Annotated in this window: 25 protein-coding genes; 12 read left to right on the top strand and 13 right to left on the bottom strand. The window is 69.3% G+C overall.

Going from position 1 to position 25,305, the window contains the following annotated elements:
* Nucleotides 1-4: 4 nt before the first annotated feature.
* Nucleotides 5-1,042, bottom strand: a complete 1,038-nt coding sequence (gene hemE, locus DAA40_RS00940) for a uroporphyrinogen decarboxylase (protein ID WP_106847882.1) — start codon at nt 1,040-1,042, stop codon at nt 5-7.
* A gap of 104 nt (nt 1,043-1,146) precedes the next feature.
* Between hemE and DAA40_RS00935 the strand changes: the two genes are divergently transcribed.
* From DAA40_RS00935 to DAA40_RS00920, 4 genes are all read left to right on the top strand, one after another.
* Entirely contained in the window at nt 1,147-1,743 is a 597-nt protein-coding gene (locus DAA40_RS00935; protein WP_106847881.1) for a DUF3000 domain-containing protein, read from the top strand.
* Nucleotides 1,740-2,993 (top strand): HRDC domain-containing protein, encoded by a 1,254-nt coding sequence (locus DAA40_RS00930; RefSeq protein ID WP_106847880.1) that lies wholly within the window; start codon nt 1,740-1,742, stop codon nt 2,991-2,993. The genes DAA40_RS00935 and DAA40_RS00930 overlap by 4 nt, the downstream gene beginning before the upstream one ends.
* Before the next feature lie 312 nt (nt 2,994-3,305).
* Nucleotides 3,306-4,553: a thiolase family protein gene (locus tag DAA40_RS00925; protein ID WP_106847879.1), complete on the top strand. Its 1,248-nt coding sequence runs from the start codon at nt 3,306-3,308 to the stop codon at nt 4,551-4,553.
* Nucleotides 4,550-6,658 carry a 3-hydroxyacyl-CoA dehydrogenase NAD-binding domain-containing protein gene (locus DAA40_RS00920; protein ID WP_106847878.1) on the top strand — a complete coding sequence of 703 codons (2,109 nt, stop codon included), beginning with the start codon at nt 4,550-4,552 and terminating at the stop codon, nt 6,656-6,658. The genes DAA40_RS00925 and DAA40_RS00920 overlap by 4 nt, the downstream gene beginning before the upstream one ends.
* A gap of 76 nt (nt 6,659-6,734) precedes the next feature.
* Here DAA40_RS00920 and DAA40_RS00915 read toward each other — a convergent pair whose 3' ends face one another.
* From DAA40_RS00915 to DAA40_RS00895, 5 genes are all read right to left on the bottom strand, one after another.
* Nucleotides 6,735-7,964, bottom strand: coding sequence for a HAMP domain-containing sensor histidine kinase (locus DAA40_RS00915; RefSeq protein ID WP_106847877.1), 1,230 nt, complete (start codon nt 7,962-7,964; stop codon nt 6,735-6,737).
* Between the two features lie 6 nt (nt 7,965-7,970).
* The gene (locus DAA40_RS00910; RefSeq protein WP_106847876.1) at nt 7,971-8,636 is read right to left on the bottom strand and encodes a response regulator transcription factor; all 666 of its coding nucleotides are present in this window, start codon (nt 8,634-8,636) and stop codon (nt 7,971-7,973) included.
* Nucleotide 8,637: 1 nt separating this feature from the next.
* A complete protein-coding gene (dxs, locus tag DAA40_RS00905) occupies nt 8,638-10,560 on the bottom strand; it encodes a 1-deoxy-D-xylulose-5-phosphate synthase (RefSeq protein WP_199849442.1) in 1,923 nt (640 codons plus the stop codon).
* A 95-nt stretch (nt 10,561-10,655) separates the two neighbouring features.
* A complete protein-coding gene (locus tag DAA40_RS00900) occupies nt 10,656-11,849 on the bottom strand; it encodes a class I SAM-dependent RNA methyltransferase (RefSeq protein WP_106847874.1) in 1,194 nt (397 codons plus the stop codon).
* Nucleotides 11,842-13,866: an APC family permease gene (locus DAA40_RS00895; protein ID WP_106849176.1), complete on the bottom strand. Its 2,025-nt coding sequence runs from the start codon at nt 13,864-13,866 to the stop codon at nt 11,842-11,844. The genes DAA40_RS00900 and DAA40_RS00895 overlap by 8 nt, the downstream gene beginning before the upstream one ends.
* A 113-nt stretch (nt 13,867-13,979) precedes the next feature.
* Between DAA40_RS00895 and DAA40_RS00890 the strand changes: the two genes are divergently transcribed.
* Nucleotides 13,980-14,645: a TrkA family potassium uptake protein gene (locus DAA40_RS00890; protein WP_106847873.1), complete on the top strand. Its 666-nt coding sequence runs from the start codon at nt 13,980-13,982 to the stop codon at nt 14,643-14,645.
* Complete coding sequence (locus DAA40_RS00885) at nt 14,645-15,331, top strand: TrkA family potassium uptake protein (RefSeq protein ID WP_106847872.1); 687 nt, start codon at nt 14,645-14,647, stop codon at nt 15,329-15,331. The genes DAA40_RS00890 and DAA40_RS00885 overlap by 1 nt, the downstream gene beginning before the upstream one ends.
* 9 nt (nt 15,332-15,340) lie before the next feature.
* Here DAA40_RS00885 and DAA40_RS00880 read toward each other — a convergent pair whose 3' ends face one another.
* The 4 genes from DAA40_RS00880 to dut are packed head-to-tail and all read right to left on the bottom strand — an operon-like array spanning nt 15,341 to nt 17,533.
* On the bottom strand, nt 15,341-15,961 hold the full coding sequence (locus DAA40_RS00880; protein ID WP_158716152.1) for a DUF3159 domain-containing protein: 621 nt from the start codon (nt 15,959-15,961) through the stop codon (nt 15,341-15,343).
* Between the two features lie 53 nt (nt 15,962-16,014).
* Entirely contained in the window at nt 16,015-16,392 is a 378-nt protein-coding gene (locus DAA40_RS00875; protein WP_106847870.1) for an OB-fold nucleic acid binding domain-containing protein, read from the bottom strand.
* Complete coding sequence (locus DAA40_RS00870; RefSeq protein WP_106847869.1) at nt 16,392-17,066, bottom strand: DUF3710 domain-containing protein; 675 nt, start codon at nt 17,064-17,066, stop codon at nt 16,392-16,394. Before DAA40_RS00870 ends, DAA40_RS00875 begins: the two co-directional genes overlap by 1 nt.
* Nucleotides 17,067-17,095: 29 nt before the next feature.
* The gene (gene dut / locus DAA40_RS00865) at nt 17,096-17,533 is read right to left on the bottom strand and encodes a dUTP diphosphatase (protein ID WP_234356179.1); all 438 of its coding nucleotides are present in this window, start codon (nt 17,531-17,533) and stop codon (nt 17,096-17,098) included.
* A 23-nt stretch (nt 17,534-17,556) separates the two neighbouring features.
* Between dut and DAA40_RS00860 the strand changes: the two genes are divergently transcribed.
* The gene (locus tag DAA40_RS00860; protein ID WP_106849175.1) at nt 17,557-18,060 is read left to right on the top strand and encodes a DUF3093 domain-containing protein; all 504 of its coding nucleotides are present in this window, start codon (nt 17,557-17,559) and stop codon (nt 18,058-18,060) included.
* Here DAA40_RS00860 and DAA40_RS00855 read toward each other — a convergent pair.
* A complete protein-coding gene (locus DAA40_RS00855) occupies nt 18,057-18,356 on the bottom strand; it encodes a DUF4193 domain-containing protein (protein WP_106847867.1) in 300 nt (99 codons plus the stop codon). The two genes, DAA40_RS00860 and DAA40_RS00855, sit on opposite strands and share 4 nt — an antisense overlap.
* Before the next feature lie 239 nt (nt 18,357-18,595).
* Here DAA40_RS00855 and DAA40_RS00850 point away from each other — a divergent pair, with 239 nt between their 5' ends.
* Together DAA40_RS00850 and DAA40_RS00845 are read left to right on the top strand one after the other, a co-directional pair.
* Nucleotides 18,596-19,168 (top strand): LytR C-terminal domain-containing protein, encoded by a 573-nt coding sequence (locus DAA40_RS00850; protein ID WP_158716151.1) that lies wholly within the window; start codon nt 18,596-18,598, stop codon nt 19,166-19,168.
* Nucleotides 19,169-19,177: 9 nt separating this feature from the next.
* Nucleotides 19,178-19,756 (top strand): hypothetical protein, encoded by a 579-nt coding sequence (locus tag DAA40_RS00845; protein ID WP_106847865.1) that lies wholly within the window; start codon nt 19,178-19,180, stop codon nt 19,754-19,756.
* A gap of 154 nt (nt 19,757-19,910) precedes the next feature.
* On the opposite strand, the gene DAA40_RS00840 is transcribed toward DAA40_RS00845, so the two are convergent.
* Complete coding sequence (locus tag DAA40_RS00840) at nt 19,911-20,732, bottom strand: inositol monophosphatase family protein (RefSeq protein ID WP_106847864.1); 822 nt, start codon at nt 20,730-20,732, stop codon at nt 19,911-19,913.
* 65 nt (nt 20,733-20,797) lie between these two features.
* On the opposite strand from DAA40_RS00840, the gene ppgK reads away from it, so the two are divergent.
* From ppgK to DAA40_RS00825, 3 genes are all read left to right on the top strand, one after another.
* The gene (gene ppgK, locus DAA40_RS00835; protein WP_106847863.1) at nt 20,798-21,577 is read left to right on the top strand and encodes a polyphosphate--glucose phosphotransferase; all 780 of its coding nucleotides are present in this window, start codon (nt 20,798-20,800) and stop codon (nt 21,575-21,577) included.
* 139 nt (nt 21,578-21,716) lie between these two features.
* Nucleotides 21,717-23,048, top strand: a complete 1,332-nt coding sequence (locus DAA40_RS00830; RefSeq protein WP_106847862.1) for an RNA polymerase sigma factor — start codon at nt 21,717-21,719, stop codon at nt 23,046-23,048.
* Between the two features lie 210 nt (nt 23,049-23,258).
* Nucleotides 23,259-23,447: a hypothetical protein gene (locus DAA40_RS00825; RefSeq protein WP_106847861.1), complete on the top strand. Its 189-nt coding sequence runs from the start codon at nt 23,259-23,261 to the stop codon at nt 23,445-23,447.
* An 82-nt stretch (nt 23,448-23,529) separates the two neighbouring features.
* Here the strand turns inward: DAA40_RS00825 and DAA40_RS00820 are convergent, their stop codons facing one another.
* Nucleotides 23,530-25,278: a DEAD/DEAH box helicase gene (locus DAA40_RS00820; protein WP_106847860.1), complete on the bottom strand. Its 1,749-nt coding sequence runs from the start codon at nt 25,276-25,278 to the stop codon at nt 23,530-23,532.
* Between the last annotated feature and the right edge of the window lie 27 nt (nt 25,279-25,305).

The raw sequence follows: 25,305 nt of genomic DNA, 5'->3' as shown, positions 1-25,305 counted from the left end.
CAGATCAGCCGGCACTGACCTCGTGCACGAGCTCGACCACCCGGGTGATCACGTCGGGGTCGGTCGCCGGGAGCACGCCGTGGCCCAGGTTGAAGATGTGGCCGGGCGCCGCCCTCCCTTCGGCCAGGATCCGGCGGACCTCACGCTCGATGACCGGCCAGTCAGCAAACAGCACGGCGGGGTCGAGGTTGCCCTGGACGGCGTACTCGGGCCCGAGCAGGGCGGTAGCCTCGTCAAGCGGTGTGCGCCAGTCGATGCCGACGACGTCGGCGCCTGCGGCACCCATCGACTCGAGCAGCAGCGAGGTGCCCACGCCGAAGTGGATCTTCGGGACGACGTCGCCGATCGCGTTGAAGATACGTGCCGAGTGCGCGAGGACGTGCCGCTCGTAGGTTGCCTTGGTCAAGGATCCCGCCCAGGAGTCGAACAGCTGGACGGCGCTCGCGCCGGCCTCGATCTGGGTCCGCAGGAACACGGTGGAGATCTGAGCCAGCCGCGACAGCAGCGCATCCCACACCTCCGGCTGCGAGAGCATGAGTGCCTTCGTCTTCTCGTGGTTGCGCGACGGTCCGCCCTCGATCAGGTACGAGGCAAGGGTGAACGGGGCGCCGGCAAAACCGATCAGCGGGGTCTCCCCGAGCTCGGCGATGATCAGCCCAATCGCCTCGGCGATGAACCCGATCGCGTCCGGGGTCATTTCCGGGATCGCCTCGACGTCCGTCAGTGACGCGATGGGATTGGCGATCACCGGTCCCACGCCCGCCACGATGTCGAGGTCCATCCCGATCGCCTTCAGGGGCAGCACGATGTCGGAGAACAAGATCGCCGCGTCGACGCCGTGCCGACGTACCGGCTGCATGGTGATCTCGGCGACGAGGTCGGGCCGCATGCACGAGTCGAGCATGGCAATTCCCTCCCGCACCGTCCGGTACTCGGGCAGTGAGCGCCCGGCCTGACGCATGAACCACACCGGAGTGTGGGGCGGGGATTCGCGGCGGGCCGCGGCGACGAGGGGGCTGGAGCTGGCGGCGTTGTCAGTCATATCCGGTACATCGTCCCACGCTCCCGCCCACTTGCGGCGAGGGCCAGGCGCTGCTACGGCGCGGCTCACGAAAAACGGCAGGCAACCCCCTTAGCCTTACTGACGTGACTAGCCCGCAGCCGAAGTCGTCCGACGCCGCCGTCCCGGAGGAGTTCCGGGAGGCCGTCGCCAGCCTGAGCTCGGTGACCGCACGCCCCGAGGTCACTCTCGAGCCGATCCGCGCACCACAGCGCCTCGCGCCGTACTCCTATGCGCTCGGAGCCGAGGTGTTCATCGACCCGGATTCCGACGTCGCCGAGGCCACCGGCCGGCTCGTCCTGCTGCATGACCCCGACGGCCACGAGGCCTGGGACGGCACCCTCCGGCTGGTCTCCTATCTGTCCGCCAGCATCGAGCCCGAGATGGCCACCGACCCGGCCCTCAGCGACGCCGCCTGGAGCTGGCTGACCGAGGCGCTCGAACAGGCCGGCGCGCATTACGCCGCGCTAGGTGGCACCGTCACCAAAACCTCGTCGCAGCGCTACGGGGACCTTTCCGGCCCCGCTGCCACCAACGATCTCGAGATGCGCGCCTCGTGGACGGCGCAGACCACTGACCTCAGCGGGCATCTGGCCGCCTGGGTCGACCTGCTGGCCTCGGCGGCCGGCGCGCCCCCGCCGGGAGTGAGCCTGATCGCCCGTCGCGACCAGCCGACGGCGTGAGCGAACGGTCCGAGACGCCCGGGGAGCAGGATGCTCCTCAGCCCGAGCCGACCCCGCTGCTCGCGCCGCGCGGCGGCGTCCCGGAGGTGACCGCCACTGCTGCGGGCGTGGCCAAGCTCGCTGAACGCCTGGCCGCGGGCAACGGGCCGGTGGCGGTGGATGCTGAGCGCGCGTCGGGGTTCCGCTACAGCGCCCGGGCCCAGCTCGTGCAGCTCAACCGCCGGGGGGCGGGGATCGCGCTCGTCGACCCGGTCGCCGCAGGAGACCTCAGCCTGCTGGGCGACGTGCTGCAGGACGCCGAATGGGTCTTTCATGCTGCGATCGCCGACCTTCCGTGTCTCGCCGAGATCGGGATGCGCCCAGATCGGATCTTCGACACCGAGCTGGGCGGCCGGATTGCTGGCTTCGAGCGGGTCTCGCTCGGTGCGATGACCGAGAGCCTGCTCGGGCTTCGGCTTGCGAAGGGGCACTCGGCAGCGGACTGGAGCCGGCGGCCGTTGCCGGCCGACTTCCTGACCTACGCCGCGCTCGACGTGGACATCCTGCTCGACCTCCGCGACGAGGTCGAGCGGGCGCTGCGTGAGCAGGGCAAGCTCGACTGGGCGCACGAGGAGTTCGAGGCGGTACGTACTGCGCGACCGAGCGAACCGCGAGCCGACCCCTGGCGGCGTACAAGCGGGCTGCAGCAGGTCAAGACGCGGCGTGGGATGGCCGTGGTCAAGGCACTGTGGGAATCCCGCGATGAGCTTGCCCAGCAGACCGACACATCTCCAGGCCGCCTGCTGCCCGATCGCGCGATCTCCGCTGCCGCCGCGCAGCTGCCGACCACGATGCAGCAGCTATTGGCGATAGATGGGTTTTCCCGACGAGGTGCGCTCAAGCATCGCCGCCGCTGGTACGCCGCGCTCCAAGACGCGCTGCAGGAACCGGAGAGCCGGCTGCCGCGCCGGACTCCCCCCATCGACCCGAATGCACCGCCGTCGCGGTCGATGGGCAAGGAGAACGACGTCGCGGATCGCTATGCCCTCGCCCGCGAAGCCGTTCTCCAACTGTCCGAGCGATTGTCGATCCCGGCCGAGAACCTCGTGCCGCCGGCGGCGGTCCGATCGCTGGCGTGGACGCCGCCGTCCCCGATCACTGCCGAGTCGGTGTCGGCTCAGCTGCGTGAGCACGGTGCCCGCGACTGGCAGATCGGACAAGTCGCCGCCCAGGTCGCTGCGGCACTCGCCAGGCACACTCCGAGAGATTGACACACTTCTGCCGCACGACGTGGAACGAAGCGATGTCGGCTAGGTGAGGCAGCGTGAAAAATCCCGCGCCCGAGGGCGGCCAGGGACTTGCCCGCGCTGCGGCTCGATCTGCTGGCGACCGAGGACGGCCGGATGCTCCTCGCCCGTCCGGCGCGTACGGCCTCCGTGTCACACGGATCGAGGCGGCATTCTGGATGCCGACACTAAGTTACCGCTGAGTAGGTTACGCTGGTTTCGTCACCGGTACGGTCTCAACCGAACCCATCCAGCCGCATTCGCGGCCGGGATCACACACCGACAGGAGTAGCCACTGTGACTACCGCTGCGCCGGCCCACCGGCCGAGGGACGCCCGTCCCGCGCACGGCCGCGAGGTCGTGTTCGTCGACGGCGTCCGGACGCCGTTCGGAAAGGGCTCGCCCAAGGGTCAGTACGCCGAGACCCGCGCGGATGATCTGGTCATCCGGGTCATCCGCGAGCTGATGAAGCGCCACCCCGAGCTGCCGCCCGAGCGAGTCGAGGAGGTCGCGATCGCCGCCACTACGCAGATCGGCGATCAGGGGCTGACGATTGGCCGCACGACCGCGATCCTCGCCGGCCTGCCCAACACGACCCCGGGATACGCCATCGACCGCATGTGCGCCGGCGCGATGACTGCGGTCACGACGACCGCCTCGGGGATCGCCTTCGGGGCGTACGACGTCGCGATCGCCGGCGGTGTCGAGCACATGGGCCGCCATCCGATGGGTGAGCAGGCCGACCCCAACCCGCGGTTCATCGCCGACAAGCTGATCGACGAGTCCGCGATCGTCATGGGCGCGACTGCCGAGAACCTGCACGACCGGTTTCCGCACCTGACCAAGGAGCGCTGCGACGCCTTCGCCAAGGCTTCGCAGGACAAGTACCAGGCCGCCGTGGACGCCGGCAAGATCGGTCCCGAGCTGGTGAGCGTCGCCATCCGCTCCGGCGAGCATGGCTGGGGTCTGGCCACCGCCGACGAGCCGCCGCGGCCGGGCACGACGATGGACGATCTGGCCGCGCTCAAGACGCCATTCCGGCCGCACGGCCGCGTCACCGCCGGAAACGCGGCCGGCATCAACGACGGCGCCACCGGCTGCATCCTCGCCTCCGCCGACGCCGCCGAGGAGCTCGGCCTGCCGGTCGGGATGAAGCTCGTCTCCTACGCCTTCGTCGGTGTCGAGCCCGAGGTGATGGGCATCGGACCGGTCCCGGCCACCGAGAAGGCGCTGCGCCTCGCGGGCCTGGAGATCGAAGACATCGGCCTGTTCGAGCTCAACGAGGCCTTCGCCGTCCAGGTGCTGGCCTTCCTCGACCACTTCGACATCGCGGACGACGACCCCCGGGTCAACCCGTGGGGCGGCGCTATCGCGATGGGGCATCCGCTCGCGTCCTCCGGCGTCCGCCTGATGACGCAGCTGTCTCGGCAGTTCGCCGAACATCCCGAGGTCCGCTACGGCCTGACCAGCATGTGCATCGGTCTGGGCATGGGCGGCTCGGTCATCTGGGAGAACCCGCACTGGACCGGAGGCAACGAGGCATGAGCACCCAGACCATCAACCCGGCCGACGTCTTCGCCGACGAGATCGTGACCAAGGCCGTCGTCCGCGAGGTCACCGTTCCCGGACTCGACGGCAAGGTCGCGTTGATCACGATCGACAACGGCTTCGACCACACCAAGCCCTCGACCTTCGGTCCGGCCGGCCTGCAGTCCCTCGCCGAGGCGATCGACCAGGCGATCGCGAGCAAGCCGGCCGCGATCGCCGTCACCGGCAAGCCGTTCATCTTCGCCGTAGGTGCGGATCTCTCCGGAGTACCCGCGGTCACCTCGCGCGATCTCGCCCTGGAGATCGCAAAGGCCGGCCACGACACCTTCGGCAAGCTGATCGAGACCGACATCCCGACCTTCGCGTTCGTCAACGGCGCGGTGCTGGGCGGCGGCCTCGAGCTGGCGCTGGCCTGCGACTACCGCACGCTGTCCACCAGTACGCCGATGGTCGGCTTCCCCGAGGTGTTCCTCGGCCTGGTGCCCGGCTGGGGCGGCACCCAGCTGCTGCCGCGGCTGATCGGCGCCGACAAGGCCGTCACGGTGATCATCGAGAACGCGATGAATCAGAACAAGACACTCAAGGCCCCACAGGCCAAGGAGCTGGGCATCGTCGACGAGATCTTCGACTCCGCCGACTTCCTCGAGTCGTCGCTCGCATGGCTGGCGGACGTCGTCAACGGCAAGGCGAAGGTCAACCGCCCGCAGGTCGACACCGGCGAGGCGTGGGACGACGCCATCGCCCGCGGAAAACAGATCGCCGACTCCCGCTCGCACGGTGCCGCCACCGGCGCGTACCGAGCGCTCGAGCTCATCGACCTGGCCCGTACGGCGTCGATCGGCGAAGGCTTCGCCGCCGAGAACGAGGCGCTGGCCGACCTGCTGATGAGCGACCCGCTGCGTGCCTCGCTGTACGCCTTCGACCTGGTCAACAAGCGCGCCAAGCGCCCCGTCGGCGCCCCCGACAAGTCACTTGCCCGCAAGGTGACCAAGGTCGGCATCGTCGGCGCGGGCCTGATGGCCTCTCAGCTGGCGTTGCTGTTCGTGCGCAAGCTCGAGGTGCCGGTCGTGATGACCGACCTCGACCAGGATCGCGCCGACAAGGGAGTGGCGTACGTTATCGCCGAGCTCGACAAGCTGCTGCAGAAGAAGCGGATCAGCCCCGACAAGCACAACCGGCTCAAGGGCCTGATCTCCGGCCAGGTCGGCTACGAGGCATTCTCCGACGCCGACTTCGTCATCGAGGCGGTGTTTGAAGAGCTGTCGCTGAAGAAGCAGATCTTCGGTGCGATCGAGGAGCAGGTCAGCGAGGAGTGCGTCTTCGCGACGAACACCTCCTCGCTGTCGATCACCGAGATGGCCGCTGACCTGAAGCATCCCGAGCGCCTCGTGGGCTTCCACTTCTTCAACCCCGTCGCGGTCCTGCCCCTGCTGGAGATCATCAAGGGCGAGATGACCGACGACGCGACGCTCGCTACGGCGTTCGGCACCGGCAAGAAGCTCGGCAAGTCGTCGGTGCTGGTCAAGGACTCCCCCGGGTTCGTCGTCAACCGGCTGCTCACCCGCTTCCTCGGGACCGTGATCGGCGCCGTCGACGAGGGTGCGGACTTCGTCGTGGCCGACACGTCGCTGGACTCGCTCGGCCTGCCGATGAGCCCGATGGTGCTGCTGCAGCTGGTCGGCCCCGCCGTCGCGTTGCACACCGCCGAGACGATGCACGAGGCCTTCCCCGAGCGCTTCGGCGTATCGAAGAACATGACCGCGTTCGTCGAGGCCGGCAAGCAGGCGGTCTACCAGTGGGACGAGCAGGGCCAGCAGACGATCGATCCCGAGGTGCAGGCGCTCTGGGAGCAGGGGTCGGCCCAGCTGTCCGGTGACGAGGTCAAGCAGCGCGCGCTCGAGGCGCTCGCCGAGGAGATCGCGATGATGCTCGACGAGGGTGTGGTCGCCGGTCCGCAGGACATCGACCTGTGCATGATCCTCGGTGCCGGCTGGCCGTTCTGGAATGGCGGGATCACGCCGTACCTCGACCGCGAGGGCATCAGCGAGAAGATCAACGGGAAGCGCTTCCTGCCCCAAGGGGCCGCCTCCGTGCCTGCCTGATCCAGCACGAGAAGACCGGTGGCCCGTGGAAGCGCTCCGCGGGCCACCGGCCTTTCCCGGGCCCTCCGCGCGTCGTCTACGACGAGCGGTCGCGCAGGATGCGGAACTGCCCGGTCCAGCCGGACTTCGTGGAGGGAGCCTCCTCCGAGCTCAGCGACGACGGCAGCGAGACGCGGACCTCCAGGCCGCCGCCCTCGCGCGCAACCAGCCGGACCGTGCCCTGGTGCGCCAGCACGATGGCTCGCACGATCGACAGTCCCAGGCCGGTGCCCTTGCCCGTCGTCCGGTCGGCGGCCCGCTTGAACGGCGTGAACAGCTCCTCGACCGTGGTCTGGTCGAGCCGCTGTCCGGAGTTCGACACCACCAGCTCGCATCTGCCGGGCGTCGTGCTCGTGCGCACCCACACCTCGCCGCCGTGCACATTGTGCCGGACGGCGTTGGTCAACAGGTTGGCGACCAGCTGCTCCAGCAGGTGCACGTCGCCGACGACCGGCGCGGGCTCGGCCTCCTGATGGATCGATACCCCCAGCTCGGCGGCCTCCTCCCGCACCGACATCACCGCCAGCGGGACGGCGTCCGCGAGGTCGAAGCGGTCCACCTGGCTCAGGCCGTTCTCGACCTGGGCGTCGATCTTGGCCAGGGCCAGCAGCGACTCGACGAGCGCGCCGGCACGGCTGGTCGCGTCGAGAACGACCTGCCCCATCTCCCGCAGCTCCTCCCTGCTCGCGTCGGGATCGGAGAGCGTCACGTCGACCTCGGTGCGGATCACCGCCAGCGGGGTCCGCAGCTCGTGGCTGGCGTTGGAGACGAACCGGCGCTGCGCGGCGAACGAGCGGTCTAGACGATCGAGCATCGCATCGAAGGTGTCCGACAGGTCGCGCAGCTCGTCGTGGGCGCCACCGAGGTCGATCCGCTCGCCCATCTGCCCCTCGGAGATCCGGCGTGCTGTCGCGGTGACCTCAGCGATCGGGCCGAGCGCCCGAGCGGCGATGATGTAGCCGGCCGCACCGCCCAGCACGCCCGCGAACAGTGCGATGAGCAGACCTCGGCCGAGCAGGGTGTCGTTGGCGTTGCTGCGGATCGCATCGACCACCACCCAGCCCTCCAGCTGCGTGGGCTGCTGGCCGGGCAGGGTCACCGAGATCAGGCTGCCCTCCTGAAAGCGCAGCGCGCCTAGGATCGCGTTGTCGACGACGATCAGCGAGATCAGCAGCCCGATGATCGACACCGCGGCCGACAAGAAGGCGCACGCCAGCGCGAGCCGCAGGCGCAGCCCGAGACGCACCCCCTTGGGCCAGGCAGCCACCGCGGCCTAGCTGTCGGACTTGATGCGGTAGCCCGAGCCGACGACGGTCTCGATCAGCGGCGGATCGCCGAGCTTACGGCGCAGCGTCATCATCGTGACCCGCACCGTGGTGGTGAACGGGTCGGCGTTCTCGTCCCATACGCGGTCCAGCAGACCCTCGCTGGAGACGACGGCGCCGTCGGCCTGCAACAGCACCTCCAGGACGCCGAACTCCTTGCGGGTCAGGTCGATCTCCTTGCCCGAGCGCTTGACGACCCGGCGGGCCGAGTCCAGCTCGAGGTCGCCCGCCTTCAGCACCGGCGGGGCGGCCGGGTTGGAGCGGCGGCCGAGCGCGCGCACCCGCGCGATGAGCTCGGCGAACGCGAACGGCTTGGCCATGTAGTCGTCCGCGCCGAGCGACAGGCCCTCGACCCGGTCGGCGACCGCACCGCTGGCGGTCAGCATGATCACCCGAGCGTTCGACTCCGCACCGGCGAGCTCCTTCATGATCGCATCGCCGCTCATTCCGGGCAGGTCGCGATCGAGGATGATCACGTCGTACGGCGTGACCATGGCCTTCTCGTGCCCGTCCGTGCCGTCGTACGCCACGTCGACGGCCATTCCCTCGCGACGCAGGCCACGCGCAACCGCGTCCGCGAGCTGCCGCTCGTCTTCGACTACCAGGACCCGCACGTCATTCTCCTTCTGATGCTGCTCGGTCTAGTCGTACTGGGGCGGCATCCCTGGGTCCGCGTACCGCGGCGAACCACTGGGCGATCTGCTGCGAGATCCCGTCCGCATCCAGACCGTACTCGGTGAGCACCTGGCCGCGTGAGGCATGCTGCGGAAACACGCAGGGCAGGCCGATCTCGCGGCTCGGGACGTCGATCCCGCGGTCGCGTAGCGCCTGGGCCACCGCGGAGCCGATTCCGCCCTGACGGATGCCGTCCTCGACAGTGACAACAAGCCGGTAGCCGCGGAGTTCCTCGACGAGCTCATCGGCGACCGGGACGACCCAGCGCGGATCGAGCACGGTCACGCCGATGCCCTGGCGCGCGAGCGTCTCGGCAGCCGCCACGACCTCGTGCCCGAGCCCGCCGACCGACACGATCGCGGCGTCCTTGCGCTCGCCGCGAGCGAGGACGTCGTAGCCGGCGACCCGGTGCACATGCGGCAGGTCCGCCGGGAGCGCGCCCTTGTTCCACCGCAGCACGGTCGGCCCGTCGTCAACGGCGACCGCCTCGCCCAGCAGCTCGCGTAGCCGCTCGCCGTCGCGTGGCGCGGCGATCCGGACGCCGGGGATGTTGTTCACCAGCGCCATGTCCCACACGCCGTTGTGGCTGGGGCCGTCGTTGCCGGTGACGCCCGCACGGTCCAGACAGATCGTGACCGGCTGCCGGTGCAGCGCGATGTCCATCACCAGCTGGTCGAAGGCGCGGTTGAGGAAGGTCGAGTACAGCGCGACGACCGGGTGCAGTCCACCCATCGCCAGGCCGGCCGCCGAGGTGAGCGCGTGCTGCTCGGCGATACCGACGTCGAACACCCGGTCGGGGAACTGATCGCGGAAGGCCGCCAGCCCCGTCGGGTAGAGCATCGCGGCGGTGATGGCCACGACCCGGGGATGCTGCTCGCCGAGCCGCACCATCTCCTCGGAAAACACATCGGTCCACGTCAGGCCGGCCGCTGCCAGCAGCTTGCCGGTCCTGCTGTCGAATGCGCCGGGGCCGTGCAGCCGGTCCTCCTCGTCGTTCTCGGCGGGGGCGTAGCCGGCGCCCTTGCGGGTCACGCAGTGCACGATCACCGGGGCGCCGTACTCCTTGGCCAGCTGGAGCGCCCGCTCCACGGCAGCCTCGTCGTGGCCGTCCACGGGCCCGACGTACTTGATCTCGAGGTCGGAGAACATGCCCTGCGGGGCAACCATGTCTTTGATGCCGGCCTTCATGCCGTGCAGCGCGTCGTACACGACCGGGCCGACGACCGGCGTCGAGCTGATCTTGTACTTCATCCGGCTGAGGGTGCGCTCGTACCTCGGGGTGAGCCGCAGCGCCGCGAGTCGGCTGGCCAGCCCCCCGATCGTCGGCGAGTACGACCAGCCATTGTCGTTGACGACGATGACCACGGGGCGGTCGCCCTCGGCGATGTTGTTCAGCGCCTCCCAGGCCATTCCGCCCGTGAGCGCGCCGTCCCCGATGACCCCGACGACGGGCCGCGGGTCGCCCTGCAGCTGGTAGGCCTTGGCGAGCCCGTCGACGTACGACAGCGACGCCGAGGCGTGTGAGCTCTCCGACCAGTCGTGCTCGGACTCCCCCCGGCACGGATAACCCGAGAGCCCGCCGCGCTGCTTGAGTGCGTCGAAGCCGGACTGCCGCCCGGTGATCATCTTGTGCACGTACGCCTGGTGGCCGGTGTCCCAGACGATCGGTTCGCGGGGTGAATCGAAGACGCGGTGTAGGGCGAGGGTCAGCTCGACGACACCGAGGTTGGGACCGAGATGCCCGCCGTACACGGCAACCTTCTCGACCAGGAAGTCGCGAATCTCCTGCGCGAGCTCGGGAAGCCGTTCAGCCGGTACTGCCCGGAGGTCCGCAGGAGAGCTAATCGTCGACAGCAAGCTCACGAGGACCTTTCCTCTCATCCGGGCGACCTGGGCAGATCTCTTAGTCTAAGCGAGTCACGGCCGAGGACGCAGGGCGTCAACCGGTCGTGTCGGCCCTACCCAGGGAGCAGCAGCGCTACGCACTCGACGTGGTGCGTCATCGGGAACAGGTCGAACGCGCGTAACTGCTCGAGCCGCCAACCTCGCGCGGCAAAGCTAGCGACATCGCGCGCTAGCGCCGCCGGATCACACGCGACATAGACGACGGCGCGCGGGCTCAGGTCGCAGATCGCCTCCACCACCGCCTTCTTGGCGCCGGTCCGGGGCGGGTCGAGCACGACCACGTCGGCCAGCCCATCGATGCCCTGCACGGTGCGAGCGTCGATAGCTGCGCGGGTGATCCGGCACTGTGGCAGGTCGGCGACATTGCGGACGCCGTCCCGCACCGCGCTGGCGGCGCCCTCGTATCCGCGCACCCGGCCGCCCGCGCCGACCTGCTCACCGAGGAAGGCCGTGAACAGCCCCACGCCGCAGAACAGGTCGACGATGCTCTCCCCCGGCCTCGCGCCGGCCATCGCGAGAACGGTGTCGGCGAGCACGTCCGCGGCGCGCTCGTGCACCTGCCAGAAGCCGCCGCTGCTGACCTCGAAGGACCGGTTGCGCACCCGATGGCGCTGGGGCCCGCCGGAGACCACTTGTCGGCGGCCGCGGCCGTCGACCACGCTCACCGTGGGACCGCCTGCGTCCCCGCTCTCCAGCTCGATGGAGCGGGCCGCCGACCGAAGCGCGGGCCGTGCGACCGAGACGTCCGCGTCCGGTACGGCAATCAGGCAGCCATCGATGTCGATCACCTCGTGGCTGCGGTGAGCGCGCAGTCCTACGACGCCGTCCCGGACGGCGTACTGCATGCGGGTGCGCCAGTGCAGCGGCGCCGGTTCGACGGCCTCGACGACGACATCGACGTCGAGCCGGGCAAGCCGCTGGAGCTGCTCGCGGACGACGAACGCCTTCAGCTCGCGTTGGGCGGCGGGGGCTGCGTGCGGCCAGCCGCACCCGCCGCACCGGCCGGGTCCGGCGTACCGGCAGGGCGGGGAGACTCGCGCCTTGCTTGGCGTGAGCACCTCGACGGCGTCGGCCCGCGCGAACGACCCACCACGGTCCTCGGTCACCACGACGCGCACGCGCTCACCGGGCAGAGCGTGCCGCACGAACAGCACCCTGCCCTCGTGGCGCGCGACGCAGTGACCGCCGTGCGCTACCTGCCCGATCTCGACCGTGAGGCTGCGGCCCGCCCATGACCGATCAGTCACGACGCGGCTGCGGTAGTGGTCGTCCGGCGGCGTCGATCCCCTGGCGCAGGCTGCCCGGCCGCTGCCACGGCGGCTCTTCGGGAGAGAGGCCCTTCGCGGACTGCAGCTGCCACGGGACACTCGTGGTCATCACGCCCGGCATGAACAGCAGCCGACTCTTCAGCCGGAACGCGCTGCGGTTGTGCAACAGCTTCTCCCACCAGCGACCCACGACGTACTCGGGGACGAACACCATCACCAGGTCGCGTGGTCCTTCGCGGCGGATCCGCTTGATGTAGTCGATGACGGGCTTGGTGATGTCGCGGTACGGCGACTCGACGATCACCAGCGGCAGGGGGATGTCGTAGCGGTCCCACTGCTCCTGGAGCTTGCGGGTCGCGTTGTCGTCGACGTTCACAGTGAGCGCGACGAGGCTGTCTGGGCGGGTGGCGCGTGCGAACGCGAGCGCCCGCATGACCGGCTTGTGCAGGTTCGAGACGAGCACGATGCTGTGCACTCGGCTGGGCAACGTCCTGGTCTCGTCGGGCTGCACCCGCAGCTCGTCGGCGACGTGGTCGTAGTGCCGGCGGATGCCCTTCATCACCAGGAAGATCAGCGCCATCGCGATGGCGGCCAGGTAGGCACCGCGGACGAACTTGGTCAGGACCACGACGATCAGGACGGTCCCGGTCATCGCCAGCCCGATCGAGTTGATGACCCGTGAGCGGCGCATCCGGGCCCGCCCGGCAGGGTCGCGCTCGGTCCGCAGGTGACGGGTCCAGTGCCGGACCATCCCGAACTGGCTGATGGTGAACGAGACGAACACGCCGATGATGTAGAGCTGGATCAGCTTGCTGACGCTCGCGTTGAAGGCGATGACCAGCACCAGAGCCGCGCCGGCGAGTAGCAGGATCCCGTTGCTGAAGGCGAGGCGGTCGCCGCGCGCGTACATCTGCCGGGGCAGGTACCGATCCTTCGCCAGGATCGAGGCGAGCACCGGGAAGCCGTTGAACGCCGTGTTCGCCGCGAGCACGAGAATGATCGTCGTCATGAAGGTGACGACGTAGAACGGCGCGCTGCGGCCGAAGACGGACTCGGCGACCTGCGCGACCACCGTGTCCTGGCCGGTCACTATCGTGCCGTCCGGCGCGGTGAGGAAGCCCTCTTCGGGATCGACGACCCGGACCTGCGTGTGCATCGCTAGCGTGGTGATCGTCGCGAACATCGCCACCGCGAGCCCGCCCATGATGGCCAGCGTCGTGGCAGCGTTCTGGCTCTTGGGCTTCTTGAACGCCGGGACGCCGTTCGCGATCGCCTCGGTGCCGGTCAGCGCCGTACAGCCGGAGGCGAAGGCCCGCAGCACCAGGAAGACCAGCAGGACCCCACTCGGCGCCGCAGTCGCGCTGTGCACCTCGTAATCCGCAGTTGGCGCGCGCAGCTCGTCGCCGCTGAGCGTGCGAACGAGCCCCCATACGCCCATGCCGAGGATCGCGACGACGAATCCGTAGACGGGGATGGCGAAGGCCCGGCCGGACTCCCGCACTCCGCGCAGGTTGACCAGCGCGATCAGCAGGATCATGCCGACGACGATCTCGAGCTTGTACGGGCGCAGCGAGTTGAACGCCGAGGTCAGCTGGTCGACGCCGGAGGAGATCGACACGGCGACGGTCAGCACGTAGTCGACCGCTAGCGCGCTGGCCACCGTCAGGCCGGCGTTGTGGCCGATGTTGACGGTGGCGACCTCGTAGTCGCCACCGCCGCTGGGGTAGGCCCGTACGTTCTGCCGGTAGGAGGCCACGACGACCACCATCACGGCGATGACGCCCAGTGCCGCCCACCCGGTCAGGTGGTACAGCGCCACCCCGCCGATGGCCAGAACCAGCATGATCTCCTGGGTCGCATAGCCGACTGACGACATTGCGTCGCTGGCGAAGATCGGCAGCGCGAGCTTCTTGGACAGCAGCGTCTCGCCCAGTGAGTCGCTGCGGAACGGGCGCCCGACCAGCACCCGCTTGAGGACCGAACCTGCGCTTGCCACGGAGGACACACTACTCGGGCCGTCCGCGTCCGCACGGAGCTCTGCTGCGGCTGCTCGGGCACGCGCTACCGTTGAGCGCGCAAGGCTATTCGTGCGGGCGAAAGAGGGGTGCAGTGCACATCGTCATCATGGGCTGCGGGCGGGTCGGCACCGCGCTGGCCCGGCGCATCGACGAGCTCGGCCACACCGTCTCGGTGATCGACCAGAACCCGGAGTCCTTCCGCCGCCTCGGCCCCCGCTTCCGCGGCGCCCAGATCAAGGGCAACGGCTTCGACCGGGCGACCTTGATCGACGCCGGCATCGAGAAAGCGGACGCGTTCGCCGCTGTCTCCTCGGGCGACAACTCGAACATCATCTCCGCGCGCGTCGCCCGGGAGATCTTCGGCGTGCGGCATGTCGTCGCCCGCATCTACGACCCCAAGCGAGCCCAGGTCTACGAGCGGCTCGGCATCCCGACGGTCGCGACGGTGCCCTGGACCGCCGACCGGCTCTTCAGCGAGCTCATGGCGCAGTCGAGCGAGCAGGTATGGCGCGACCCGACTGGCTCGGTCTCGTTGTCGCGGGTGGTCTTCGACGACCGGTGGGTCGGACGCCGACTGACCGACTTCGAGGAGCAGACCAGCATCCGGGCGGCGTTTCTCACCCGCTTCGGGGAGGCGATCGTGCCCACCGACTCGACGGTGCTGCAGCACGGGGACACGCTGTACGGGCTGATCGCCCACCAGAACCATGCGGCGGCCCTGCAGGCTGCGCTCGAGCCGCCGGAGGCGAACGAATAGTGCGGGTAGCCATCGCCGGAGCCGGCGCGGTCGGGCGCTCCATCGCCCTCGAGCTGGTCGAGTACGGCCACGACGTCCTGTTGATCGACAAGGACGCGAACCGCCTCGAGCCCAGCTATGTGCCCGAGGCCGAATGGGTGCACGCGGATGCGTGCGAGCTGTCGGTGCTCGAGGAGGTGGCGCTTCAGCGCTGCCCGGTCGTCATCGCGGCGACCGGTGACGACAAGGTCAACCTGGTGGTGTCCCTGCTGGCGAAGACCGAGTTCGGCGTGGGCCGCGTCGTCGCACGCATCAACGACCCGCGCAACGAGTGGCTGTTCAACGAGGCGTGGGGGGTCGACGTGGCAGTGTCCACGCCGCGCGTGCTGGCTGCCCTCGTCGAGGAGGCGGTCACGGTCGGCGACCTCGTGCGGCTGATGCGCTTCCGGACCGGCGAGGCCAACCTCGTCGAGATCACCCTGGGCGCCGACCACCCGATGGTCGGCAGCTCGGTGGACGACGTGGAACTGCCACGTGACACTGCGCTGGTCACCATCCTGCGCGGCGAGCGCGTCATCGTGCCGACGCCCGACGAACCGTTGGAGGCGGACGACGAGCTGCTGTTCGTCGCGAACGACGAGGCGGAAGAGGAGCTGCGCGCGCTGATGTCGCCGCAACGGCAGCACCGCGGACGCGCCGCGCGGTAGGGAGGCCCGCTACCGGCCGATGCGACCGGGCAATCGCAGCCGTCGCTGCTGGCCGGTCGCCTTGCTCGCCACGAGATAGGACAGCAGCAGCAAGCCGAAGGTCAACGGGTAGCCCAGAGCGATGCGAATCGCCCCGAGCCCGGCGGTGCTTTCGGCCAGGTACAGGCCGCCCTCGGCGAGGAACCGCAGCAGGAAGCCGCCCGCCCACGCCGCGGTCAGCCATCCGAACACCCGCACGAGCCGGGGGTCGTTGCGCCATCCGCCCTCGACCGGGCTGAAGAAGTTCCACACGTAGCCGACCAGCGGCCGGCGGAAGATGACCGTCAGCAGCAGCACGAGCGCCACGACGCCCGAGCGGATGATTCCGAACACGAAGAAGTCCTTCGCCTCACCGGTCTGGCGGGCGATGAAGATGCACAGCCCGAGCCCGATCAGTCCGGAGAAGGCCTGCTGCAGGTTCTCCCGGCGCACCAGCCGGACGAGGAAGACGAGCGCTCCGGCGATGCCACCGGCCCAGATCGCCGGGGTCAGCCCGCCGATCGCGTTGGCGATGACGAACGCGAGCGCCGGCAGCCCCGCGTCGATGAAGCCGCGCCACCCGCCGAGCGACTCGAGGACGAGGTCACGCATGGCGGGTGCGTCCGAGGGAGTCGTCGCACGTTTGGGCTGTGCCGAGGGCTCGCTCATCCGTGCCGCAGCTCGTACCACGGATTGAAGATCGTGCACTGGCCGCCGCGCTCGGCGACGCGGCCGCGGACGGTCAGCTGCCGGCCGGGTTCGATGCCGGGGATGCGGCGCTGGCCCAACCAGACCAGCTGCACTGCCCCACTGCCGTCGAACAGCTCGGCGGTCAGCGCGGGCGATCTCTCGCTGGGCGTGTAGACAACCGAGCGCAGTCGCCCCGCGACCGTCACGATCTCGCCGGGCTCGGCCCGTGAGCACGGGCGCGCGCCTTGCTTCTCGGTCGTCTTGGCCAGGTCCTGGGCGTCGAGGTCGTCGGCTTCGGTAGTGATCCGCTGCATCAGCCGCGCCCAGACGCCGCCGTCCGCAGTGCGGGTCATCACTGACCGCCTTGCTGCCTGACGGCCTGCTCGCGGGCTGCCTGAGCCGCCTGCTCGACCTGGTCGACCAGCGCCTGCGGCAGCCGGAGAGTGATCGGCTCGCGGACCGGCTTGGGCTCGGCACCACGCTCGACGACGATCTTGGCCAGCACGTCGTAGAACGGCTCGACCTGGGCATCGTCGTGCGCGACCGGGCCTGCGATCAGCGCGCGAAGGAACCACCTCGGTCCGTCGACGCCGACGAAGCGCGCCGGCTGGTCGCCGGCGGGGTTCTTGAGCGTGGCGATGATCTCCGGGCCGAAGCGGCCCGCCTCCTCCGAGACCGACCCGCCGGTCTTCTTGATCTCGCCGAGGATGTCTTCGCGGATCGACTCCCACGCGCCGCCCGAGCGCGGCGCGGCGAATACGCCCAGCTGCATGATGCTGCCCGAGCGCAGCAGCGAGATCCCGTTGAGCTCGCCGCCCTGCGACATCTCCAGGCGGACCTCGAAGTCGGAGGTGATGTGCACCTTCAGCGCGCCGAAGTCCAGGTAGCCCTCGAGGCTGTCCGGGGCGTCCCGGATGTCGAACGGGCCCGTGGTCGCCTCGTCCGCTGTGTCGACGGTCTGCTCCACCTCGGGTGGTACGCCGCGTTCCCGCAGGGTGCGGTCGATCTTGTTGCGTCGCCCGAACATGATCGGAACTCTGCTCCTCTACGTCGTGGTCAGCGGCCGGTCGAGCCGTGGCCGCGGTCCCGGCGCTCGCTGGTCTCGAGCTCCTCGACTACGGCGAAGGTCGCGATCTCGACCCGCTGCACGAGCAGCTGGGCCACGCGCTCGCCCGGCTCCAAGGTTACGGCGTGTCTGCGGTCGAGGTTGATCAGGTTGAGCATGATCTCGCCGCGATATCCCGAGTCGATGACGCCGGGTGCGTTGACGATCGACAGCCCGTGCCGGTGAGCGAGCCCGGACCGCGGGTGCACGAGACCGACGTAGCCGGGCGGGATGGCGGCGGCGACCCCGGTGCCGACCAGTGCACGCTCGCCCGGAGCGAGCGTGACCGGCTCGCGAATCCGCAGATCCGCGCCCGCGTCGCCGTCATGCGCGTACTCAGGAGGCTGCGCCTGCGGGCACAGCCGGATCGGGATGCTCAGGTCGCTCACGCCAGGCAGGCTACCCTCAGGGCATGTCCCCCGCACCATCGACGCCTGGTCCACCCACGTACTCAGAACGGCTGTACGTGCCGATCGGCTGGTGGGCGGGAGTTACCGCGATGATGCTGATCCTCGGGCTGGAGGTCGCGCCGCTGTTCCCGTGGCCGATCCCGCTCACGGCGAGCATCCCCATCGTGCTCGGGATCATCTTCCTCGGGCTGCTGAGCCTGTCCAAGGTCGCCGTGGCCGACGGGTCAGTGCGCACCGGCGGATGGTCGCTCTCGTGCTCGCGGATCGCGAGCGTGGAGGAACTCGATCAGCGCAACACCCGCAAGTACGCCGGGCCGGCAGGCGATCCGGCCGCGCTGACCTTCCTCCGTCCATGGGTGCGCACCTCCGTCCGGATCGTGTGCGTCACCGACGACCCGCCCTTCGCGCTGGTCAGCACTCGGCACCCGGAACGACTCTCGGCCGCCCTCATCGCGTGTGCGACGGCGACGGCCGAGGATGACGAGCTCAGCGGGCTGGAGGACTAGGAGGCGCAGTCCCGGCAGATCAGCTGGCCCTTCTTCTGGCTGGCCAGACGAGAGCGGTGCTGCACGAGGAAGCAGCTGCTGCAGGTGAACTCGTCGGACTGCTTGGGGACCACGGTGACGGTGAGCTCCTCGGCGGACAGGTCCGCTCCGGGCAGCTCGACCGGCTCGAGATCGGCGTCGTCGACGTCGATGGAGGACGACTGGGTCTCGGCACGCCGGGCCTTCAGCGCCTCCAGCGAGTCCTCCCCCATCTCGTCTGCTTCGTTGCGGCGGGGAGCGTCGTAATCGGTGGCCATTCAGTACTCTCCTGGGTCTTCGGGACGCAAGACCCGTGGGACTCCGGGATCTCGCACAAGGACGTGTGGCTAGGGGCGCCGAGAGCGCGGACTCGGCCCCGACCGCGCGAGGGTACACCAGGGACGCGGCCTGCGCCAGCGTCCAGGTCACAGGCGTGTCATCCAAGATCCGCAGACGCCGAGGAGGCACAATTGACACTCGTCGAGCACGTCCGCAACGCCAGCAGTCAGGAGCACCAGTGAGCCAGTCCAAGGCCCCTCGACGTCCCGGTGGCCGCAGGCCGGTGCCGCCGTTGATCTTCCTGCTGATCCTGGCGATCCTGGCGCTGGCCGTGTGGTGGAACGTCATCCGGCGCGACGAGGACCGGCAGGCTACCGACAGCGCACCGTGCACGCTGACCGCCAGCGAGCAGCAGATCGCCGATCTTTCCAACATGGGCAACATCCAGGTTTATGTGCTCAACGGCTCGCAGCAGGCCGGCCTCGCCGCGTCGATCCAGGCGGAGATGGCTGCCCGCGGCTTCACGGTGCTCGACATCGGAAACTACGGCGGAGACGACGGGGTCGGTGGAGCTGGTCGCATCGAGTACGGCACCGGCAGTGAGTTCAAGGCTCAGGTGCTGCAGAAGCACTTCCCCGACTTCGAGGTCGACCGCTCCAACCAGATCACTGACGGCACGCTGACCGTGATCGCCGGACAGGCCTACGCCGGCCTGGCCGACGTGAACGCGGCCACGACCGCCGTACAGGAGCTGGTGCAGGAAGAGGCCTCGTACGTCGCCGGCTGCCCACGCCCCGGCGACGACGGCTGAGTCGGCCGCGTGGTCTTGTCCGAGCGCTTCCGGCCCAGCCAGAACGCCTGCCAGGTCTCGAATCTGAGCACCGTCGGGCTGCCGATCCGGGTCGGCCGCGTGCCGGTCGCCCGGGTAACCGGAGGCCTCTGCGGCGGGATGGTGCTTGACTCCCTGCGCAGGTGGCGGCAGGGCGCGCCCCCCGCAGGCGGCTCGGATCTCAGCCGGGTCTTCGCCGCACAGCTGCGCAGCTTCCAGGTTCCGACCGCCCCGGTGCAGTACCTGCGACTGCAGCGGCCCGGGGCCGATCGGGCCCGCGCGTCGGTGAGCGAGCGCGCCCGCGGCCAGATCTCCCGTGCCCTCGCGGACGGCGAGCCCGTGCCGGTCGCGCTGGTGAGCACGCTCAGCCGCAGTCCCCTCGGGCTCACCGCGCACCACGTCGTGCTCGCCTACGACCTGATCGAGGACGGCGAGGACCGCTCGATCTTCGCCGTCTACGACCCGAACTACCCCCAGGACGACGACCTCATGCTGATGCTCTCGCCGCAGGGGAACCGACACTCTCGGGGCCGGCCGGTGCATGCCGCCTTCGTGCTGCGCGCCCGCTAGTGGCGTGTCCCAGAGATAGCTGCCCATCTGTGGGGCCAGGTTCTGGTACGAAAGCGCCCCAGCGATTCCCTCACTCATCGAAGAACGTCGATTTCCACCCCCGTCGATGAGCGCCGCACGCGCGTAAAGACCACGCAGCACGGGAATATCGCGCTCAGGCAGGTACGCCCCACTCGGGCGAGATCAGCCCGTCCAGGATCTCGTGGAGCTCGCCTGCGACCGTGGGCGCTGCCGCTACCACCAACCCTTCGTCGTCTGCGGGGAGCCGGACGCAGGCCCCTGCCTCCCGGCAGATCACGACGCCGGCGGCCCAGTCCCAGATGTGGGTTCCCCACTCGTAGTAGGCGTCCACCTTGCCGGCTGCGACATTGCACAGATCGAGCGCGGCCGACCCGAGCCGGCGGATGTCCCGCACCTGCGGCAGCAGGGCGGCGACCACCTGGCCCTGCTGGGCCCGCCGCTCGGTGAGATAGCCGAATCCGGTGGCCACCAGCGCGAGCCCGACGCGCGGTGGCTGGGCGGGGTGCAGTGGTAGGTCATCGACGAACGCGCCACCGCCGCGGCGTGCATGGAACTGCTCGCCGGCGGGCGTGGTGACGACGCCGACGACCAGCTCGCCGTCCACCTCGACGGCGATCGACACGCAGCAGTGGTTCAGGCCGTACAGATAGTTGACGGTTCCGTCGATCGGGTCGATGATCCAGCGCACCCCGGAGGTGCCGGGAAGCTCGTCGTGCTCTTCACCGTGCACCCCGTCATCGGGCCGGGCCGCCGAGATCCGCTCGCGCAACAACCGTTCACACGCACGGTCCATGGCCGTGACCACGTCAGTGGGGTCGGACTTCGTATCGACGTCGCGGAGGGCCGCCTCGCGACCGGAGCGAATCAGCCGGGCGGCCTCGGTCCCGAGCTCTCGGGCCAGTGTGTAGAGGTGGTCCAGATCGACGGTGGCGACGGCACGCTGGGAGGTCGTCATGATCCCTATCCTAGGGTGGACGAGCCGGGCCGATCGTCCGGTCCACGAGTGACGGAGGAGCCGTGATGGCCGCGCGCAAGCCCACTGTTGAGGGATTCGGGATCGACATCGGAGGCAGCGGGATCAAGGGCGCGCTGGTCGATCTGCAGTCCGGCGAGCTGCTCAGCGACCGGTTCCGGATCGACACCCCGAAGCCGTCGACACCCGAGCGGGTCCTCGACGTCGTCGCCCAGGTAGTCGCGCAGGCCGGGCACAAGGGTGAGGTCGGGATCACGTTCCCGGCAGTGATCCAACACGGCATCGCACGCACGGCCGCGAACATCGACCAGGCGTGGATCGGGGTCGACATCGCCGCCGTCATGCGCGAGCGCCTCGGAGTCCCAGTCACGGTGCTGAACGACGCCGACGCAGCGGGGGTCGCCGAGGTGCGGTACGGCGCCGGCTTCGGCGTCCCGGGAACCGTGCTGATGCTCACCTTCGGCACCGGCATCGGCTCAGCGCTCCTGGTGGACGGCGTGCTGGTACCGAACACCGAGCTCGGGCATATCGAGGTCGACGGCAAGGACGGCGAGAAGCGCGCCTCCGGCTCGGCCCGGGAGACCAAGGGCCTGAGCTTCGAGGAGTGGGCCGGCCGCGTCAGCCGTTACCTGCAGGTGCTCGAGCAAGGCCTCTGGCCCGACCTGATCATCGTCGGCGGCGGTGTCAGCAAGAAGGCCGACCGGTGGGTGCCGCTGCTGCAGAACCGGACGCCGATCAAGGTCGCCCGGCTGCTGAACAACGCCGGAATCGCCGGCGCCGCGCTCGCCGCGCACGAGGCCGCCGGGGGCTCGGCAACGCACCCTTGAGCCGCCCCTGCGACGTGGGCGCGGTTACAATGGCACACACGCCGTTCACGCAGACGGCCCGTACCAAGTCCAGGCGTTTTCCCACTCGCGTCACGACGCGCGCGAAGTCGCCTGGTGCTCACTCTGCGAAAGGAATCGCGTGCATCCAACCTCAGCAGGCTCCGAGGACGCCAGCGCAGCAACCGCCGGTCCTCGCCCTCAGGTGGTAGCGGCAGCGACCAAAAAGGCAACCGCATCGGCGACCGCCACGGTCGCGAAGAAGGCCCCGGCGAAGAAGACCGCGAAGAAGGCGGCTGTCGCCGAGCCGGCCAAGAAGGCGCCCGCCAAGAAGGCCCCCGCGAAGAAGGCAGCCAAGCGCGCAGCGGCCAAGGCCGAGCCCGCGGCCGCAGCAGCCGAGCCCACTGAGGACGAGCCAGCGGAGCCCGCTGAGCCCGAAGAGGTCGAGGTCACCGAGATCGAGGCCGAGGACGCCGAGGAAGAGGACGACGACGACGAGGAAGTCGAGGAGTCCGAGGCCCTCAAGCAGGCCCGCAAGGACGCCGAGCTCACCGCGTCCGCCGACTCCGTCCGCGCGTATCTGAAGCAGATCGGCAAGGTCGCGCTGCTGAACGCCGAGGAGGAGGTAGACCTCGCCAAGCGGATCGAGGCCGGTCTCTACGCCGTCGAGCGCATGCGGATCATCGAGGACGAGAAGGAGAAGATCTCCACGCAGATGCGTCGCGATCTGAACTGGATCGTGCGGGACGGCGAGCGCGCCAAGAACCATCTCCTGGAGGCCAACCTCCGGCTCGTCGTCTCGCTTGCCAAGCGGTACACCGGCCGTGGAATGGCGTTCCTCGATCTCATTCAGGAAGGCAATCTGGGCCTGATCCGTGCGGTCGAGAAGTTCGACTACACCAAGGGCTACAAGTTCTCGACGTACGCCACCTGGTGGATTCGTCAGGCGATCACCCGCGCGATGGCCGACCAGGCCCGCACCATCCGCATCCCGGTTCACATGGTCGAGGTCATCAACAAGCTCGGCCGCATCCAGCGCGAGCTACTGCAGGATCTCGGCCGCGAGCCCACTCCGGAGGAGCTCGCGAAGGAAATGGACATCACGCCCGAGAAGGTGCTGGAGATCCAGCAGTACGCGCGTGAGCCGATCTCCCTCGACCAGACGATCGGCGACGAGGGTGACAGCCAGCTCGGTGACTTCATCGAGGACTCCGAAGCCGTCGTCGCGGTGGACGCGGTTTCCTTCACGCTGCTGCAGGACCAGCTGCAGTCCGTGCTACAGACGCTGTCCGAGCGGGAGGCGGGCGTCGTCCGACTGCGCTTCGGGCTCACCGACGGCCAGCCGCGCACCCTCGATGAGATCGGCCAGGTCTACGGGGTGACCCGCGAGCGGATCCGCCAGATCGAGTCGAAGACCATGAGCAAGTTGCGCCACCCCTCGCGCTCCCAAGTGCTGCGCGACTATCTCGACTAACGTTCCCCGGTCTGCCGGCCTCGCCGGTTCGCTGTGAGCGGACGCGGCGGCACCGCGGGAATCGATTCTGCGTCCGAGCGGTTGTTCCCTACAGGCGAAATAACGATCGCCTAGAGATCCCACCCAACGCGAGAGACAACGCATAGAGTGGGCGCCAACGCGCTGGAGCCACCATGGTCCCGGCGCGCCGACGTAGAAAGCGAGCAACCGATGAACGCCACATATACCGACGTTGCCGACAGCCGTACCGAGTTGAAGGCCACGGACCGCTGCGACCGCTGCGGCGCTCGCGCTACCAACCGCGCCACCCTCGCCAACGGCCTCGAGCTGCTGTTCTGCGGCCACCACGCGAGAGAGTACGGCGACGCGCTCAAGGAGAAGGACATCGTCCTGAGCTAGCCGAGAGGGCTTCTTAAATCCCTTCTTAAATAGGAGCACCAGTGGGGCGGGCACGCGCAGGCGTGCCCGCCCCACCGCGTTCTCAGTCGCGGTTGTTACGCAGGTAGTCGATTCGTGCCTGGAGCTGATCAGCGGTCGCCAGCGGCGTAGGCGGACCGCCGCACACCCGGCGCAGCTCGGCGTGAATCATCGCGTGCTTCTTGCCGGTGCGAGCGAAGCGCAACGACACCAACGAGGTCAGTTCCTTGCGCAGCCCGGCGATCACGTCGTGGTGCGAGCGCTCTTGTGGAGGGATGCCCGGCCGATCGCCAGCAGGCTGCTTGGCGACCTGGCGGGCAACCTGCTGCTCCTGGCGCTGCCGCAGCAGCATCGAGACCTGGTCCGGTTCGAGCAGACCCGGGATGCCCAGGAACTCCTGCTCGTCCTCGAGCTCGGTCTGCGAGCCCCAGGCGTTGCCGTCGAAGATGACGTCCTCGAAGTCCGCAGAGGCGCCGAGACGCTCGTACGACGCCTCGCGGTCCTGCTCGTCGTCCACCGCACCGCCCGCCGCCGGCTCGATCTCGGCGTACTCGTCCCACTCGTCGGCGTGCTTCGGGGCGCCCAGCACGTGATCGCGGGTCGTCTCCATCTCGTGCGCGAGCGCGCGTAGCCTCGGGACCGACGGCAGGAAAACCGTTGCCGACTCGCCGGACGCGCGTGCCCGGATCACGCGTCCGACGGCCTGCGCGAAGAACATCGGGGTGCTGGTGTTGGTCGCGTACACGAGCACGCCGAGGCGCGGGATGTCCACTCCTTCGCTCACCATCCGGACCGCCACGATCCATTCATCGCTCGATCGGGTGAAGCGGGCGATCTCCGCGGAGGACCCACGGTCGTCGGACAGCACGAGTGAGGGCTTCACCCCCGTGAGGTGCTCGAGCAGCTCGGCGTACGCGCGGGCGTCCTGCTGGTCGCTGGCGATGACCAGTCCACCGGCGTCGTGCACGCCGCCAGCGCGCAGTTGCTCCAGGCGACCGTGCGCGGCCTTCAGCACGGCGGGGACCCAGTCACCCTCCGGATCCAGGGCGGTTCGCCAGGCGCGCTGAGTGTGCTCCTTCAGTGCGACCTCGCCCAGGCGCATCGTGACCTCGTCACCCGCACGGGTCCGCCAGCGCGCCTCCCCTGAGTACGACATGAACAGCACCGGGCGGACGACGCGGTCGGCGAGCGCATCGCCGTAGCCGTAGGAGAAGTCAGCGACCGACCGTCGCATTCCGCCGGCGATGACCTCGTACTCGACGAACGGGATCGGGTTGTCGTCGGAGCGGAACGGGGTGCCGGTGAGCGCAAGCCGGCGGGTGGCCGGCGCGAATGCCTTCCGTACTGCCTCGCCCCAGGACTTCGCGTCGCCCGCGTGGTGGATCTCGTCGAGGATCACCAAGGTCTCGCGAGACTTCACCCTGGTCGCGAAGGACCCCGCAGCGCCCGCCACGCCGGCGTACGTCACTGCGACACCGTCGTAGTCGCTCGACGTCCGGCCCGCGGTGCCGCTGAAGCGCGGGTCGATCCGGATGCCGACGCGATCGGCCGCCTGCGCCCACTGGGTCTTCAGGTGATCGGTGGGCGCCACGATGACCACCTGCCGCACGGTGCCCGCGTCGAGCAGCTCACGCGCGACCCGCAGCGCGAAGGTGGTCTTCCCGGCGCCGGGCGTGGCGACGACCATGAAGTCGTCGGGCTGGCTCATCAGGTACCGATTCAGTGCTTTGCGCTGCCACGGTCGAAGCGGCGCGGCTGCGGACGGCGGACGGTAGGGCGCTGCGACTGTCGAACCGGTGTGGCCTTGCCGCATGAGTGTCCTTCCCCGCCGTCCCAGACT

It is taken from the genome of Blastococcus sp. Marseille-P5729 (assembly GCF_900292035.1).
Lineage (GTDB): Bacteria > Actinomycetota > Actinomycetes > Mycobacteriales > Antricoccaceae > Cumulibacter.
The sequence above is the reverse complement of the archived record's forward strand: the minus strand, read 5'-3'. Positions and strand labels throughout refer to the sequence as shown.